15 protein-coding genes and 2 tRNA genes are annotated in these 15941 nt (G+C 66.9%); 6 read left to right on the plus strand and 11 right to left on the minus strand.

The window, feature by feature from the left end; genetic code table 11:
- Nucleotides 1-43 precede the first annotated feature (43 nt).
- Nucleotides 44-310 carry a cell division protein CrgA gene (gene crgA, locus HF886_RS10865; protein WP_169620878.1) on the plus strand — a complete coding sequence of 89 codons (267 nt, stop codon included), beginning with the start codon at nucleotides 44-46 and terminating at the stop codon, nucleotides 308-310.
- An 86-nt stretch (nucleotides 311-396) separates the two neighbouring features.
- Nucleotides 397-852 (plus strand): PH domain-containing protein, encoded by a 456-nt coding sequence (locus HF886_RS10870; RefSeq protein ID WP_169620879.1) that lies wholly within the window; start codon nucleotides 397-399, stop codon nucleotides 850-852.
- On the opposite strand, the gene HF886_RS10875 is transcribed toward HF886_RS10870, so the two are convergent.
- Entirely contained in the window at nucleotides 837-1763 is a 927-nt protein-coding gene (locus HF886_RS10875) for a rhomboid family intramembrane serine protease (RefSeq protein WP_169620880.1), read from the minus strand. The genes HF886_RS10870 and HF886_RS10875 overlap by 16 nt on opposite strands.
- 10 nt (nucleotides 1764-1773) lie before the next feature.
- Nucleotides 1774-2301, minus strand: coding sequence for a peptidylprolyl isomerase (locus HF886_RS10880; RefSeq protein ID WP_169620881.1), 528 nt, complete (start codon nucleotides 2299-2301; stop codon nucleotides 1774-1776).
- 104 nt (nucleotides 2302-2405) lie between these two features.
- Here HF886_RS10880 and HF886_RS10885 point away from each other — a divergent pair, with 104 nt between their 5' ends.
- From HF886_RS10885 to HF886_RS10895, 3 genes are all read left to right on the plus strand, one after another.
- Nucleotides 2406-2828 carry a hypothetical protein gene (locus HF886_RS10885; protein ID WP_169652298.1) on the plus strand — a complete coding sequence of 141 codons (423 nt, stop codon included), beginning with the start codon at nucleotides 2406-2408 and terminating at the stop codon, nucleotides 2826-2828.
- A gap of 27 nt (nucleotides 2829-2855) precedes the next feature.
- Nucleotides 2856-3065, plus strand: a complete 210-nt coding sequence (locus HF886_RS10890) for a hypothetical protein (protein ID WP_169620883.1) — start codon at nucleotides 2856-2858, stop codon at nucleotides 3063-3065.
- Nucleotides 3066-3315: 250 nt separating this feature from the next.
- Entirely contained in the window at nucleotides 3316-5253 is a 1938-nt protein-coding gene (locus HF886_RS10895; protein WP_169620884.1) for an acyl-CoA dehydrogenase family protein, read from the plus strand.
- A 60-nt stretch (nucleotides 5254-5313) separates the two neighbouring features.
- Here HF886_RS10895 and HF886_RS10900 read toward each other — a convergent pair whose 3' ends face one another.
- Entirely contained in the window at nucleotides 5314-6609 is a 1296-nt protein-coding gene (locus tag HF886_RS10900) for a lipase family protein (protein WP_169652299.1), read from the minus strand.
- A 302-nt stretch (nucleotides 6610-6911) separates the two neighbouring features.
- On the opposite strand from HF886_RS10900, the gene HF886_RS10905 reads away from it, so the two are divergent.
- The gene (locus HF886_RS10905) at nucleotides 6912-8012 is read left to right on the plus strand and encodes a hypothetical protein (protein ID WP_169652300.1); all 1101 of its coding nucleotides are present in this window, start codon (nucleotides 6912-6914) and stop codon (nucleotides 8010-8012) included.
- Nucleotides 8013-8043: 31 nt separating this feature from the next.
- Here the strand turns inward: HF886_RS10905 and HF886_RS10910 are convergent, their stop codons facing one another.
- The 8 genes from HF886_RS10910 to gyrA all read right to left on the minus strand — a co-directional run bounded on the left by HF886_RS10910 (nucleotide 8044) and on the right by gyrA (nucleotide 15817).
- A complete protein-coding gene (locus HF886_RS10910) occupies nucleotides 8044-9021 on the minus strand; it encodes a R2-like ligand-binding oxidase (protein ID WP_169652301.1) in 978 nt (325 codons plus the stop codon).
- Nucleotides 9022-9086: 65 nt separating this feature from the next.
- Nucleotides 9087-10259 (minus strand): Dyp-type peroxidase, encoded by a 1173-nt coding sequence (locus HF886_RS10915; RefSeq protein ID WP_169652302.1) that lies wholly within the window; start codon nucleotides 10257-10259, stop codon nucleotides 9087-9089.
- A complete protein-coding gene (locus HF886_RS10920) occupies nucleotides 10252-10770 on the minus strand; it encodes a copper chaperone PCu(A)C (RefSeq protein ID WP_169652303.1) in 519 nt (172 codons plus the stop codon). The genes HF886_RS10915 and HF886_RS10920 overlap by 8 nt, the downstream gene beginning before the upstream one ends.
- Nucleotides 10771-10848: 78 nt before the next feature.
- Entirely contained in the window at nucleotides 10849-11352 is a 504-nt protein-coding gene (locus tag HF886_RS10925) for a hypothetical protein (protein WP_169652304.1), read from the minus strand.
- 137 nt (nucleotides 11353-11489) lie between these two features.
- Nucleotides 11490-11562, minus strand: a tRNA-Ala gene (locus HF886_RS10930).
- A 138-nt stretch (nucleotides 11563-11700) separates the two neighbouring features.
- Nucleotides 11701-11774, minus strand: a tRNA-Ile gene (locus HF886_RS10935).
- A gap of 74 nt (nucleotides 11775-11848) precedes the next feature.
- Complete coding sequence (locus tag HF886_RS21075; protein ID WP_169652305.1) at nucleotides 11849-13312, minus strand: DUF3566 domain-containing protein; 1464 nt, start codon at nucleotides 13310-13312, stop codon at nucleotides 11849-11851.
- Complete coding sequence (gene gyrA, locus HF886_RS10945) at nucleotides 13313-15817, minus strand: DNA gyrase subunit A (RefSeq protein ID WP_169620892.1); 2505 nt, start codon at nucleotides 15815-15817, stop codon at nucleotides 13313-13315.
- Nucleotides 15818-15941 lie beyond the last annotated feature (124 nt).

Here is a 15941-nt window from a genome sequence, read left to right on the forward strand (position 1 = left end):
TCCGCTCGTCCGGCACGGGCGGAGTCGCAAGAACGAGGACACGATGCCCAAGTCGAAGGTACGTAAGAAGGACGACAGCGCGGCCCCCAGGACGGTGAGCCGCACACCGGTGAAGGTGAAAGCTGCGCCGTCGAGCACCCTCTACGTGTCGGTGATGCTCGGCCTCATGATCATCGGTTTGCTGTGGCTGGTGGTGTATTACCTGGCCGCAGAACAGATTTCGTGGATGAATTCGCTGGGTGCCTACAACTTCCTCATCGGATTCGGGTTCATGGTGGCCGGGCTCGTCATGACGATGAGATGGCGCTGAAATCGCGCCTCGTTCTGTGGATTACATCTTTGTTATTCATCCCCACCTGGGGATAACCCTGTGTACAAAGCGATGTGAGGGCTGACGTGAGCGCCGAGAACACACCACGGTGGTCCACTCCGCCCGGCGCCGTCGTGGCCCTTGCTGCCGGAGGCGTCGCGCTCGCGGTGGCGGCTGCGACGGCGGTCGATGCGGCCGGACGTGTCCTCGTGGGGGTCGCGGCCGCACTGGTGCTCGCATTCGCTGCCTCCGCCTGGCGCCAGCGTCCCCGCCTCGAGGTTCTACCCGAATCCTCGGGACTCGCCGTGACCCGGCTGACGGGACGACGCGAGTACCCGGCCGCGGCGCTGCACCGCGTGCGACTCGTGGAGTATCCCCGCATGGGCAGGCGGGTGCCCATGCTGGAAATCGACACTATTGATCCTCGCGACGGCTCCGAGAGCCTGATGATCTTCGGTCGCTGGGATCTGGGAGCCGACCCCCGCGAGGTGCACGAAGCACTCGGCGCGCGGGGGCTGGCACCCGATCACAAGCCCAGCTGAGCCCGTAAGCGAAGAACCGCGACCACGACCACCGCCACGACGAGGATGGCGACCGCACCGAGTGCGACCCATCCCGTGCGAGTCGCCCGCGCGCGATCGTTGCCCGCACGGAGCGATTGCGGCCCGTACAGCAGTGCCGCGGTGGCGGCCGCACCTGCCACCAGCCCGCCGAGATGTCCCCACAGGGAGATCCCCGGGATCGTGATGCTGATGACCACATTCAGCGCGACGACCGCCAGCACCGGAGCGGGACTGCGGCGGAGCCTCATGAGGATCACCGCTTGGGCGCCGAGCAATCCGAAGACCGCACCGGACGCGCCGGCCGTGACGGCCCCGGTCTGCAGGAGCATCACCGCGGCGGAACCGCCGAGGATCGAGATCACGTACACCGACAGGTAACGGGCGCGGCCGAGAACCAACTCGGTGTCGCGGCCGATGATCCAGAGCGCGAACATGTTGATCGCGAGATGCATCAGGCCGAAGTGCAGGAATCCGCTGCCGATAATCCGGATGTAGTCACCGTTGGCGGCGATCGCCGGCGGCCACAGAGCCCAGTCGAGAAACAGCGGTGACGACCGCTCGTTGTTCATCACGCTGCCGGACTGTGCGGCCGTGACGAGGAAGACCAGGACGTTCAGCGCGATGAGCGTGTACGTCACGATCGGGGTCGTCTTCGCCGAACGTGCGGGCGCACCCGCGATGGTCCGGGCCTGCGGGGTGGACCGGGCGGCCTCGGCGACACAGTCCACGCAGTGCTGGCCGACCGCGGCCGGACGCAGGCACTCGGGACAGTACGGACGCCCGCATCGAGTGCAGGTGAGCAGAGTGGGGCGATCGGGGTGGCGGACGCACCTCGGCTGGGGCTGCCGGCCACCACCCTCGGCCGCAGGACCCCAGCCGGGGTTCGTCATGGCACTTCTCTCAGGAGATGGTGATGCTGTTGATGACGACCTCGTCGACCGGACGGTCGGCGCGATCGGTGCTGGTCGTGGCGATCTCGTCGACGACCTTCTTCGAGTCGGCGTCCACGACCTCACCGAAGATCGTGTGGCGACGGTTGAGGTGCGGCGTCGGGCCGACGGTGATGAAGAACTGCGAGCCGTTGGTGCCCGGGCCCGCGTTTGCCATGGCGAGCAGGTAGCCGCGGTCGAACTGCAGTTCGGGGTGGAACTCGTCACCGAACTGGTAGCCCGGGCCGCCGCGACCGGTGCCGGTGGGGTCGCCGCCCTGGATCATGAAGCCGTCGATCACGCGGTGGAACACCGAACCGTCGTAGAACGGTCCGCTGGACTCGCCCTTCGCGTTCGCGGACTTGTATTCCTTGGTGCCGGTGGCGAGTCCGACGAAGTTTTCCACGGTCTTCGGGGCATGGTTGCCGAAGAGCGCGATCACGATGTCTCCGCGGTTGGTGTGGAGGGTGGCGGTTGCTGTCTGATTCGGTGACGTCATTCCCCTATGGTGCCATTCCTGGCTTCGGGGCCTACGCGGTCCTTCCCCTGTCGGCACCGCACGACAGACGGGAACACGTGCTGCGGTATGGAAGAGTGGGACGTATGACGAAGGTGAGCGACTCCAGCACCCGCAGCGGTTCCCTCCCCGACCTCGTATATCCCCTGGCACAGACGGGAAGCCTGAGCGACGCCCTGCATGTCGCCGGCGAGGGCGCGGTCACCCTGGCGCAGGGATCCGCGGCGGCAGGCCTCGTGCTCTCCCGCCAAGGGCTGGAACTGACGAAAAATGCCGTCGAGCGGGTCCAGGACGCCCGCCGGGAGAAGGCCGCGCTCGCCGCCGCACCTCGTCGGCGCACAGCGCCCCGCCCGGGACGCAAGGCACTCGTCACGACGGGCGCGCTCGCCGCGGTCGTGCTCGGCGCACTCGCGTTGTACCGGAGTCGGCGGCCGGCGCACCCGCCGATCGCGCCGGAACCCCCGCGCGTACGTCCGGCGGCAGGTGACACGACTCCCGCCACCGACTGATCCTGTCGGCGGGCACCTCTCTGCCGAGTGCCCGCTCGGAGTCCCGCACTCGTGCGGGAGCCCGGCTCACCGGTGGGCGGGCATCCCCGGGACAGGGATATCCGGCACGACCGGCGGGTCAGCGGGCATGCCACCGTATTCGCGTTCGGCGCTGCGTATCTCGTGATCGACAATGCGGCACGAGACGAAGTACAGAAGCACGACGAGTGCGAGAAGAACGGGTACGGACGCAAGTAGGGCCATGGTCGCCTCCAGTTCGATCCGAAGATCGACGAGGGTTGACGGGCGGACGCGTCGGCGGTGACTACTCGAGAGTAGGCCTGTATCGCGCACCCGGCATCTCGAGACACCGCAGCCCCGGGTGATCTGTTTCACACCTGCGGTGCACGTCCTGCGATTACTCACCGGTATCGGTCCGTCCAATCCTGTGACGTGCGACACAGAAGGGTGAATACTCGCCGGTAGGCAAGCCCTTCTGGAGGCAGACATGGCAGAAACGCGCGTCACCGAACAGCAAGCCCGTGAGGTCGCCGAAGAAGCACGAGAAGCGGACTGGACGAAACCGTCGTTCGCCAAACACCTCTTCCTCGGCAGGTTCACCCTCGATCTCGTCCATCCCTTCCCCCGTCCCACACCCGACGAAGACGCCCGCACCGAAAAATTCCTCACCTCGCTGCGGAACTTGTGCCGGGACATGAGCGGCCCGACCATCGAGCGCGAGGCACGCATTCCCGACGACTACATCCGCGGGTTGGCGGAACTCGGGTGCTTCGGCATGAAGATCCCCGAGGAGTACGGCGGCCTGGGCCTGTCGCAGGTCGCCTATAACCGGGCGCTCATGCTCGTCGCGTGCGTACACCCCAGCCTGGGAGCGTTGCTCTCGGCACACCAGTCGATCGGTGTACCCGAACCGCTGAAACTGGCGGGCACCCCGGAGCAGAAGAAGCGGTTCCTGCCGCGCTGCGCGCGCGGCGCGATCTCGGCGTTCCTGCTGACCGAACCGGATGTCGGTTCCGACCCCGCACGACTCGCCACGAGTGCGGTTCCGGTCGAGGACGGCCGGGCGTACGAACTCGACGGCGTGAAACTGTGGACGACCAACGGTGTGGTCGCCGAGTTGCTCGTGGTCATGGCGCGGGTCCCCAAGAGCGACGGGCATCGCGGCGGTATCTCCGCGTTCGTCGTCGAAGCCGATTCGCCCGGCATCACCGTCGAACGCCGCAATTCCTTCATGGGCCTGCGAGGCATCGAGAACGGCCTGACCCGCATGAACAAGGTGCGCGTGCCCGCCGAGAACCTCGTCGGACGCGAAGGTGACGGCCTCAAGATCGCCCTCACGACACTCAACGCCGGACGGCTTGCCATCCCGGCGATGTGCGCCGGAGCCGGCAAGTGGGCGCTCAAGATCGCCCGCGAGTGGTCGGAAGCCCGGGTGCAGTGGGGCAAAGCACTCGGCGAACACGAGGCGGTGGCCGCCAAGATCTCGTTCATCGCGGCGACCTCCTACGCACTCGAGTCCGTGGTCGAACTGTCCGGCCAGATGAACGACGAGGAGCGCAACGACATTCGCATCGAGGCCGCGCTCGCGAAGTTGTGGGCCAGCGAGATGGGCTGCGCCATCGCCGACGAGTTGATCCAGATCCGCGGGGGCCGCGGCTACGAGACAGCCGAGTCGCTCGCCGCACGCGGTGAGAGAGCCGTGCCCGCAGAACAACTCGTCCGGGACCTGCGCATCAACCGCATCTTCGAGGGCTCGAGCGAGATCATGCGGCTACTGGTGGCCCGAGAGGCAGTCGACGCACATCTCCGTGCCGCCGGCGACCTGATCGACCCGAAGGCGTCTCTCGAGACCAAGGCGCGCGCCGCGGCGAAGGCGAGCGGCTTCTACGCCAAGTGGCTGCCCTCGCTGGTGGCAGGAAAGGGCCGCCTTCCCGGAGCTTTCACCGAATTCGGCATCCTCGCACCACATCTCCGGTTCGTCGAACGTAGCTCGCGCAAACTCGCCAGGTCGACGTTCTACGGCATGGCCCGGTGGCAGGGCGGTCTCGAGAAGCGTCAGAACTTCCTCGGCCGCATCGTCGACATCGGTGCCGAACTGTTCGCGATGTCGGCCAGTTGTGTGCGCGCCGAACGTCAACGCGCCGACGGCCATCCGGGTGCCGATGCCGCATACGAACTCGCCGACGCCTTCTGCCGGCAGTCCCGGCTACGGGTAGAGGCACTGTTCGACGGATTGTGGAGCAACACCGACGATTCCGACCGGAAGCTCACCCGCGGTGTCCTCGACGGTCGCTACAGCTGGCTCGAGAACGGCATCCTGGATGCGAGTGAAGGAACAGGCCCGTGGATCGCGGAATGGACACCGGGCCCGTCCACGGAAGAGAACGTGGCTCGTCGGATCATCGACACCAGAAACGTCGTGTAGGCGCAGAACCACAACGGCCCGCCCTCGTGACGAGGGCGGGCCGTTGCGTTCGGGGTCGCGTCAGAAGGCGCCGCAGTTGGACGGCGCGGGTGCGTCACGCAGACGCGCGTCGAGGTACTGGACCGCGTTGGGCAGCCCGGTGAGCAGCGGTACAGCGTGGTTGATCACGAAGCCCGGCAGGATCGGCGGCGTGAGGTTTGCGTCGAACTGGACGGTGGCGCCGTTGTCGCACCAGTCCAGCGCAAGCTGGCGACCCTGCCCGTAGGGAACCGTGTCGTCCTGCGTGCCGTGCTGGAGGAGCACCGGGATCTGCGGGGTCAGGCGGCCGATGCGCTGCTCGTCGATCGCTTTCTGGACCTGGGGAAGCCGGCCGACCACCACGTCGAGCGGTTCACCGGTGCGCGTGAAGTCTTCGGTCCGCTGGAACGCGAGAGTGGCAACGGTTTCCGGAACACACTGGTTCGCCACCGCGGCGAGCATGGCGCGGCCGCGGTCGTTGATCTCGGCCTCGACCTCGGAGCGAATCTCCGGGTATGCCTCGATCAGCCCGTTGATCGTGTAGCCCACGGCGCCGGTGAGGAGCGTGCCGTCGATCTGCTTCAGCGTGGCCAGCAGATCGGCGGGAGGGGCACCGACGTAGGCGCCCTTGAGGTTCAGTTCCGGGGCGTACGTGGGAGCGAGTTCGGCTGCGGCCCCGCTCGCACCGCCACCCTGGGAGTATCCGTACAGCCCGACGGGACTGTCGGGGGTAAGGCTCGTCCCGGGAAGATTCAACGCCGCCCGGACCGAATCCAGCACCGCGTACGCCTCGGCGGCCCGGTTCACGTACGTGTGGTGCCCGGGAGTCCCGAGTCCGTCGTAGTCCGTCACCACCACCGCGATGCCCTGGAGCAGCAACGCATTGATCGACAGCAATTCGTACTCGGTGAACAGATCGAGCGGCGGGTTGTACTGCACCAGCGCACCGAGATTGCGCGACGGAGCGCACTGGTCGCCCTGTCCGTGCGTGCCGACCGCCACCGCGACGAGAGGGCGAGGTCCCTCACCGTTCCACACGGTCGACGGCTCGAGGTACGTGCCGCTCACCGCATTGGGTGCGCCCTTCGCATTGTTCGAGCGGTACAGCAACCGCGTCCCCTGCGCGGGGAACACACCGTCCCCGGTCGGAACCCGGATGGCAAGATCGGACGGTTCGCTCCGGAGGATGTCTCCCGGGCTTCCCCCCTGCTCCAGCGCGGGCGGCGTGTAGAAGTCGCCCTCGGCGTGTGCCGTCGCCGGCGCCGCCAGAAGTCCCCCCACGAGCGCTGCGGATGTCAACGCCGCTGCCGCCCATTTCCGGGTGCTGCTCGTTCCCATATTTCCTCCACCACATCCCGGACCTAGGCGTGCCTTCGGTCACATGGTACGGACTGTAACACGTACATTACCGACCGGTAAGGCGATGCTCGGGCGCAGGACACGAGGTGAGACGGCCCCGGAAACCCGGTCGCGGAAGCTCGGTGCGTGCTCGGTTTGCACCCGCAGGAAGGGATGACAGTTGCGCGACGACCGGTATGTGGTATGTCCTGATCATGACGATCGGGGTCGCGGCGCGGCACAACCACACGGAGTGGTGCCGGTAGCAAGATGGACCCGGATCGACAGACGAGGGGAGAGTCATGGCAATCGGGGTGGGGCTCCGAATCGGAAGGGTCGTGTCCACAGCGGTGGTCGCGTCCAACGAACCCGGCACTCCCGACCCGGTGGTCATCGCCCGCGACACCGTTCTCCATATCGGCCGGGACGACTCGACCTTTCTCGGTGGCTCCGCGCGGGCCGACGACGAGGTCCGGACGCTCAGCGGTTTCCTCTCCCGCGTAGGCGACCCCGCAGGACTCTCGGCGAGCGACGGGCGCGTCTACCGCGCGGAGGACGCCATGGCGACGGCCATCCACTGCCTGCTCACCGAGTGCCATCCCCTGCCGACGTTCGGCGGTATGGACAGGGACAGCGACCCCGGATACACCGCCACCTACCCCTCCCACTGGGACCCCGCGACCGTCGCAACCCTCCGATCCGCGCTCGACTTCGCCGATCTCCGGCACGTCGATCTGGTGTCGGACGCGCAGGCTGCGGCCACCTGGTATGCCTCCGAGATCTCGGAAACGCCCGGTCAGCTCGTCGGGGTTTATCACGTCGACGACGTGGGTTCGACTGTGACGCTGGTGCGCTCGGGTGTCCCCGTCGGCAAGGCATTCCGGGTTCCCGTCAAGAACGCACCGTCACCCGCAGCCCAACTCGCGTCGGCACTCGGTTCGTTCGGATGGTTGTCGGACAATCTCGACGCCGTGGTCGTGATGGGTGACGGACTCGTCGCGCGTGATCGCTCGCATATCCAGGAGATCGCCAACAGCCTCGCGACCAAGCTGATGGTGCGTAGTCTCGTCGGACCGGGGCCGGAGCAGACCGCGGCGCTCGGCGCGGCGATTCTCGCCGCTGGTTTCACTCCGGCGCGCGAGACGAAGAAGACCCGGATCGGTCTGCCGCCCTCCTACGATGAAACGGACGTGCTCACCGGTGGCCTCGCGCGTCTGAAAGCCATCGAGGATCTGTACGAGACGGAGAACTCCGCCGCTGCGGTCGCGGTGACGGTAGAACCGGACACCGCAACCCGCCAACCTCCGCAGCCGGTGCGAAGCCAGGCCGACACCGTGCGGATAGCCGCTGTCGTGCTGCTGGCGGTGCTGGTCGTGGTCGTCGCCGCCGCGGTCCTGATCTGAACCCGCGCGGAATCCCGATCACGGTCGGGATCTAGCGAGGACTTCCGTCTCCCCCGTCGGCGATCGACGCCAGTTCGGCCGCGTCCTCCGCACCGAACTTCTCCTCGAGCGATTCCGGTGAGTAATCGAGATCGATCTCCTCCACCGGGCGACCGCGAGCAGATTCGATGGCGCCTAGACGCCGCTCGGCCCGGTCGGCGGCGTAGGAGACGAATTCGTCGGGATCCAGCCCGTACGGCTGCTCGTCGAACTGATCGTTGACCCACCCGATCATGCCGAGTGCCATCGGAAGCAGCTCGTTCATACGCTGTTGCACCACAGCCCAATTCGAGTCGTCTGCCGCGACGTGCCGCCGGCAGGTGAAGGTGCCCCACGCCATGTGCCGGCGCTCGTCGTCGCCGATACGCCGGACCAGTTCCTGCATTCCGGGAAGGATGCCGCGCGTCGTGCAGACCTTCTGCCACGCGTAGTAACCGGTGAGCGCGAGGCTCCCCTCGATCACATGGTTGTAGGTGACGCTCGCGCGTACCTGGTTGGCCGGCGACGGATCGGACTCGAGCAGTCGCAGCGAGTTCGGCAACTCGTCGTAGAAGAGCTGCCGGTAGAACGGATTGTCGGCGACATAGGGATGTAGATCGGAGGTGAGCCCCACCGAGTCCATCCACAGCCGGAACACCTGCAGGTGCTTGGCCTCCTCGAAGCAGAACTGCGTCAGATACATCTCGTCGCCGATCCGCCCCTCGGCCTCCATCGCACGCACGAACGGCTGGATGTCCTGGGTGACGGCTTCTTCTCCCGCGGCGAACTGCGCGACGAGGAACGTGGAACTGCGGCGCTGCTCGGAGTTGAGCGCCTGCCAGTCGGCAGCGTCGCGCGAAAAATCGAGATCCGCAGGATCCCAGAATTTCGCGTTGCCCTTCGCGAAGAGTCGGAGCGGGAAGGCGTCCCAGTTGAGGCCGCCTTCCCGCAGCGACGCGAACCCGAGACGTGTCTGTGTGCTTCCGGTCACACCCCGAGGGTAACCCCGCCCCGGGCGTCCCGGAAGCATTCGCCACCGGCACGTCCGGCGCGAGTTCACCCGGCCAGGAGCGTGTCTCCCGGATAGCCCTCCGGACCGAAGCCCGGTGGAACGACGAACACCGCGGATCCGACGGGGGTGATCCACGGATTGAGCGCATCATGCTCGGCGAGGCGCTGCTGTACGGGGACGAACTGACGGTCCACATCGACCTGGTACGCCGCGAACAACAGCCCTGCGCCGTCGTCGTCGTAGTTGTATCCCCGACGCAGGAATTGCTCGTCGGCGGTCCGTGGCCGCGCCCTCGCCACGTGCGACTCCGGTGGGATCACCGGAATCCCGTACCGGTCCGTGGCCTCGAAATCGGCGTCGTCATGCTCCTCGGTGCCGGTGAGCGGAGCACCGTTCGACAGGGTCCGGCCCACCGCGAGCTCTCGTGCGGGCCGGTCGAGTTCGTCCCACGTGTCGAGTTCCATCCGGATCCGGCGAAACACGAGCGAGGTTCCGTCGCGCAGCCACTCCGGTTCACCGGGGTTCCAGACCTGCCGCCCGAAGTCCGGGCTGCCCGGCGCCGGATTGACGGTGCCGTCCACCTGGCCCATCAGATTCCTCATCGTCATCCCGTCGGGCCTGGCGCCTACGGCATGCCGGAATCCCCGCTGTACCCAGCGCACGGTGGCCAGCGATCGCACGTTCTTGGTCAAGGTGCGCGTGGCGTGGGAAACCACCACGGGATCGTCGGCACACACCTGCAGCACCAGGTCCCCACCCGACCACCGGTCTTCGAGGCGATCCACCGCGAACTCGGGAAGGGGACGTAACCACGCCGGACGCCGGTCGGCCAGTCCCGCGGCGTCGAACACCACCGGTCCGAATCCCACGGTGATCGTGAGCCGAGCCGGATCCACCGCGAGTTCCGGTTCGGTGTCCCCCAGCGCGGGCCGTCCGGCAGTGAGGCGCCGTATGTCCTCCGCCCACACCTTCATGATTCCGGCCAGGCCCGCGCGGTCGACACCGCTCGCGAGATCGAGTGCGGCGAACGAGGCGAACGCCTGCGGCGGGGTATCGATCCCGGCTTGGTGACGGCCGTGGGGGTCGATTGTGGCCGCGCCCATGCGCTCGGGCGTCCGGGATGCCACGGCTGCGCCACCACCGACCGCCGCGAGACCGGCCGCCCCTACGGCTGCCAGTCCTCCACCGAGTAGATGACGGCGGCTGAGCTCAGCCACCGTGACCCGCCCCGGTTGTCGCCGGCTCGTACTCCTCCTGTGCCCCTGCGAAGTCGCGGACCTGCGCGGTGAAGTCCTTCACGGATCCGTCCTCGAATTCCAGGGAGAAGGTGACGTCACTGCCGGGCCTGATCGGTTCGACGATGTCCATGAGCATCAGGTGGTCGCCGCCGGGAGCGAGGCTGTGGGTGCTTCCGGCTCCGATCACGAGGCCGTCGGCCATTTCGCGCATCACCATCGCGCTTCCCCCGTCCGGGGCCATCTCGTGCAATTCGGTGCGGCTCGCGCTCGGGCTCGATACTGCGACCACATGCAGGTCCGTATCGGCCGTGTTGGACAACTCGGCAAAGGCGCCGGTCATGCCCGAGTCGGCGGCCTTGACCCAGGCATCGGACACCGTCAGCGCCTCGGCGGCAGTGGGCGGCGCATCGGTCGATCCGCAGGCGGTGAGCACGGCCAGAGCAGCGGCAACTCCCGCAACGGCCACGGTACGAACAGTTTTTCTCGTCATCGGTAACTCCAGGAAAGTGGGTTGGCGCGCGAGGGCGCCGACCGCCGTAGGAACGGTGGTCGAGGAGGAAAAAGGAGGTCAGACCGTGACGAGCGGTGGTCCACGGGTCGAGACTCCCGTGGGGAAGACCTGCATCCGGCGCACCGCGGGGCGGTAACCCACGGGGAGTGCGGCCGGAACGGGCAGAGAGGAGAAGGGAACGCGGATCGCGGCGATGCGGCGCACCGCGTTCAGTGCGAGAGCGCTACCCCGTTCTGCACCGCGTATCAGGGCGGACGCAACGAGGACCGCTGCCAGGTGAGCAGCAAGCATGCCCGGACCGGGGAGATGAAAGTGGCCGCTGCCCAGCGACAGTGCGATATGACCGAAGACCTGCCCGGCGAGGAGTAGCGGTACGACCGCCAGCCGGGTACCCGCCGCGACAGCGCCCGCGATCACGGCGACGGAAAGAAGAACCGTGAGGGCGGTAGTGCCCGGATATGCGCCCTCCGCAACGGCGTGCGCGACGATCGCGACCACCCCACAGGTGCCACCCACGAAGCCACCGCGCATGCGCGCGAGAAGCTGAGGGTCGGCGGCCATGCCCCCGATGATACGTCTCGTACTACAGAGCGTCGTATGTGATGCAGCACTGTCGCGCCGGGTTTCACGTGAAACGCACGCAACCCGCAAGTACGACGAAACCCACCCCCTGAACGGAGGTGGGTTTCGTGTTGCTGTGGAGCCTAGGAGATTCGAACTCCTGACATCTGCCTTGCAAAGGCAGCGCTCTACCAACTGAGCTAAGGCCCCGTACGCCGACTAGCGACTGGGTACCTCGTGCCACTCGTCCTCACTACGCAGCATGCGAGCAAGTCCGACGACCGCCAGAAAACCAGCTCCCACAGCGATCAGGAACTTCATTTCTGGCTGCCTTTCGGGCACGGGGAGTGGGCCTAGGAGGACTTGAACCTCCGACCTCTTCGTTATCAGCGAAGCGCTCTAACCGCCTGAGCTATAGGCCCTCGAACCGGATGGAACACTACCCCACCGACGCCGGATGATTCAAATCGCCTCGACGGGGCAGCATTCCTGCAGGTCAGTCCGGGTCTGCGAGCGTTACCTGAACGCCACCGACGAGGTCGGTGCACAGGTTGTAGATGAACGCTCCGAGGGTCGCGAGAGCGGTCATGAGAACCATGTTGGCCAGGCCGATCACGGTCGCGTAGCCGAACACCTGGCCTACCGTGACGAGTCCCTCACTGCCCGCATCGCTCACGATGTCGGTGAACGCGCTGTTGAGCCTGTCCCACACGCCCATCCCGGCGAGCACGGCGTAGAGCAGACCGACCGCGATCATCCACACGAAAAACAGCGAAACGGAAATCACGGACGAGATCTTCAGCATCGACCACGGGTCGATCCGCCGCACCTGCACCGTGGCGCGTAGTGCATCACCGGTGTCGACACCCGCGGGGGCCGGGGCAATCGCCGTCGGACCCACCTTCGGGGTCTCCCCCGTTGCCGGCGCGACAGGCGTCGGATGCTTGACGGCGGAGAGATCGGGCAGATCCTTCGCAAGATCCTTGCGCTCGATATGCCGCGTGGGCCCGTCGATGACCGCGGCTTTCGCCTTCGCCGCAGCACGGTCGTTGCTCGCGCGCTCGTTGGTGGTGCGCGTAGCCGACGCCGAGGAACCGGAGTTACCGGAGTTCATCGCGGCCGCTGCCGTACCCGTCACGACCGGACGGGTCGACGGTGCCGGATTCTGAGCTGCGGCAGGCTTGCCGGCGGGAGGCTGGCCACCCGTCGACGGCCGCGAAGCGGAGGATCCGCCGCCTGCCGCCGGCCCGGACTTGCCGAGACCGGGGCCGACTCCGGGCAGGTTGGTCTGCGGCGTCTTCTGCGGCGAAGAACCGCCCTGCGCGGTCCCTTGCTGGCCGCGCTGCCACGGCGGGGTCTGGCCACCCGGACGCGCCGTCTGGTTGGCGGGCCTCGCCGAGCGGGACTGATCGCCGCCCTGCGACGACTGTGCTGTCGCAGCTCCGGACGGTGCCCCGCCCTGGTTCCCGGTGCCCGGATTTCCCGCGCTCTGGTTCCCGGCGCCCTGGTTCGCCTTGGGAGCCTCCGGTTGCGGCGCTGCCGCAGCCTGACGAGGCTCCTCGCTGCGTACCTGCGACTCGCTGCGCACGGACTCCTCGCGCTGTGCGGGCTTCGCCGTACCGGCCGCCGGACCCTTACCTTCGGACTTCGGCGTCTCGCGGGCCTTCTCAGGGGCCTTCCCGGAAACCTCCGCCGGCTTCGACGGAGCGGATTGCCCAACCGGGCCACCGCTCTGCGGAGATCCGGCAGGCTTGTCCGCCGCCGTGTTCTGGGGCGACCGTTCCTGCTGCGGAGCCCGGTCCTGCGGTGCCCGGTCCTGCGAGGATGCCCCCTGCGGAGCCGGCCCCTGTGAAGGCGCCGCACCGGATGAAGCGGACGACACCTCCTGCCCATTGCGATCCTCGGGTTTCCGGCCGGGTTGCCCCTGGCCGTTTCCGTTGGGTCCCTGGGGAGTGCTCACTTACGACTCCTTAGCTCCGGATACGTCTGCGTCGTCCAGCTCGTCGGCATTGCGGGCGATCGCCAACAGCGTGTCGCCCTCGGCGAGGTTCATCAGGCGCACACCCTTGGTCTGCCGACCAGCCTTGCGCACCTGCTTGGCGACAGTACGGATGACACCACCGTTCGAGGTGATCGCGTACAGCTCGTCATCGTCCTCGACGATCCGAGCACCGACCAGGGTGCCACGCCGGCGGTCGTACTGGATGGTCAAGACACCCTTGCCGCCGCGGCCCTGAACCGGGTAATCCTCCATCGGAGTCCGCTTCGCGTATCCACCGGAGGTCGCGACCAGCAGGTAGGTGCCTTCCTTGACGACGTTGAGCGACAGCAGGCTGTCCTCACCGTTGAACCGCATGCCCTGGACGCCGGAGGTTGCGCGTCCCATCGGCCGCAGCGCTTCGTCGGTCGCGGAGAACCGGATGGACTGTCCCAGCTTCGAGACGAGCAGCAGGTCGTCGTCGGCGGAGCACAGAACCGCGCCCACCATTTCGTCGTCCCCGCGCAGGTTGATCGCCACGATGCCGCCGCTGCGGTTGGAGTCGAAGTCCGACAGCCGCGACTTCTTCACCAGGCCGTTGCGCGTCGCGAGCACCAGGTACGGCGCGTCCTCGTAGCTCTGCAGACGGATGACGCCCTGGATCCGCTCGTCGGGCTGGAAGGCCAGCAGGTTCGCGACGTGCTGACCGCGTGCGGTGCGGTTCGCCTCCGGCAGTTCGTATGCCTTCGCCCGGTAGACGCGGCCCTTCGTCGTGAAGAACAGCAGCCAGTCGTGCGTGGAGGTCACGAAGAAGTGCTTGACGATGTCGTCCTGCTTGAGCTCGGCGCCCTTGACACCCTTGCCGCCGCGCTTCTGCGACCGGTACAGATCGGTGCGGGTGCGCTTGGCGTAGCCCGTCTCGGTGATCGTGACGACCACGTCTTCGCGAGCGATGAGGTCCTCGTCGGTGACGTCACCGTCGGCGGCGACGATGCGTGTCCGGCGATCGTCGCCGTACTTCTCGGCGATCTCCTTCAGCTCGTCGCGGACGATGGCGCGCTGCCGCTCGGGCTTCTCGAGAATGTCCTTGTAATCATCGATCTCGCGCTCGATCTCTGCGAGGTCGTCGATGATCTTCTGACGTTCCAGAGCGGCGAGGCGTCGCAACTGCATCGCGAGAATCGCATCGGCCTGGATCTCGTCGACCTGGAGCAGGTCGATGAGGCCGCCACGCGCGATGTCGACGGTCTGCGACCTGCGGATGAGTGCGATGACGTCGTCGAGCGCGTCGAGTGCCTTGACGAGGCCGCGCAGGATGTGGGCCCGTTCCTCGGCCTTGCGCAGCAGGTACCGCGTACGCCGGACGATGACCTCGACCTGGTGCACGACGTACAGCCGGATCATCTGGTCCAGGCGCAGTGTGCGCGGCACACCGTCGACGATCGACAGCATGTTGCAGCCGAAGCTCGTCTGCAGCTGGGTGTGCTTGTACAGGTTGTTGAGAACGACCTTCGCGACCGCGTCACGACGGACGGTCACGACGATGCGCATGCCCACACGATCCGACGACTCGTCGTGGATGTCGGAGATGCCCGCGATCTTGCCGTCGCGAACCTGTTCGGCGATCGAGGTGATGAGGTTGTCCGGGTTGACCATGTACGGCAACTCGGTGATCACGATGGTGGTGCGGCCCTTGGCGTCGTCTTCGATCTCCACGACACCGCGCATCTTCACCGAGCCGCGGCCCGTGGTGTACGCGTCGTGGATGCCCTGGGATCCGGTGATCAAGGCTGCGGTCGGGAAGTCGGGTCCCTTGATCCGCTCCATGACCGCGGCGAGGGTCGTTTCCTCGTCGGCTTCGTAGTTCTCGAGTGCCCAGTAGATCGCCTCGGCGACCTCTCGGAGATTGTGCGGGGGGATGTTGGTCGCCATGCCCACCGCGATGCCGCCCGAACCGTTGATCAACAGGTTGGGGATACGGCTGGGGAGAACTGTCGGTTCCTGGGTCCGGCCGTCGTAGTTCGGCTGGAAATCGACCGTGTCGTGGTCGATATCGCGCAGCATCTCCATCGCGAGCGGGGTGAGCCGGCACTCGGTGTACCGCATGGCGGCCGCACCGTCGTTGCCGCGGGAACCGAAGTTGCCCTGTCCGTCGACGAGCGGGTACCGCAACGCCCACGGCTGCGCCAGGCGCACCAGGGTGTCGTAGATCGAAGAGTCGCCGTGCGGGTGGTAGTTGCCCATCGTCTCGGCAACGGCACGCGCCGACTTCACATAGCCGCGGTCCGGCCTGAACCCGTTGTCGAACATCGCGTACAGCACGCGACGGTGGACGGGCTTGAGTCCGTCACGCACGTCGGGCAGAGCACGCCCCACGATCACGCTCATCGCGTAATCGATGTAGCTGTTCTGCATCTCCAGCTGGATGTCGACGGGCTCGATGCGGTCGTGCCCCGGCCCCTCCGGAGGCAACGTGGTGTCGGTCATGAGCTCCTTCTTCTACTCGGCTCGAACGTCCGCCCGCGGTCTTCCGCCCGGCAGACGTCTCGCAACCACACGAGTCTATAGGTGCAGGTCACCCCACGCCGCGAAGGACAGGCACTTTCCGCTC

It is taken from the genome of Rhodococcus sp. 105337 (genome assembly GCF_012844225.1).
Taxonomy (GTDB): Bacteria; Actinomycetota; Actinomycetes; order Mycobacteriales; family Mycobacteriaceae; genus Rhodococcus.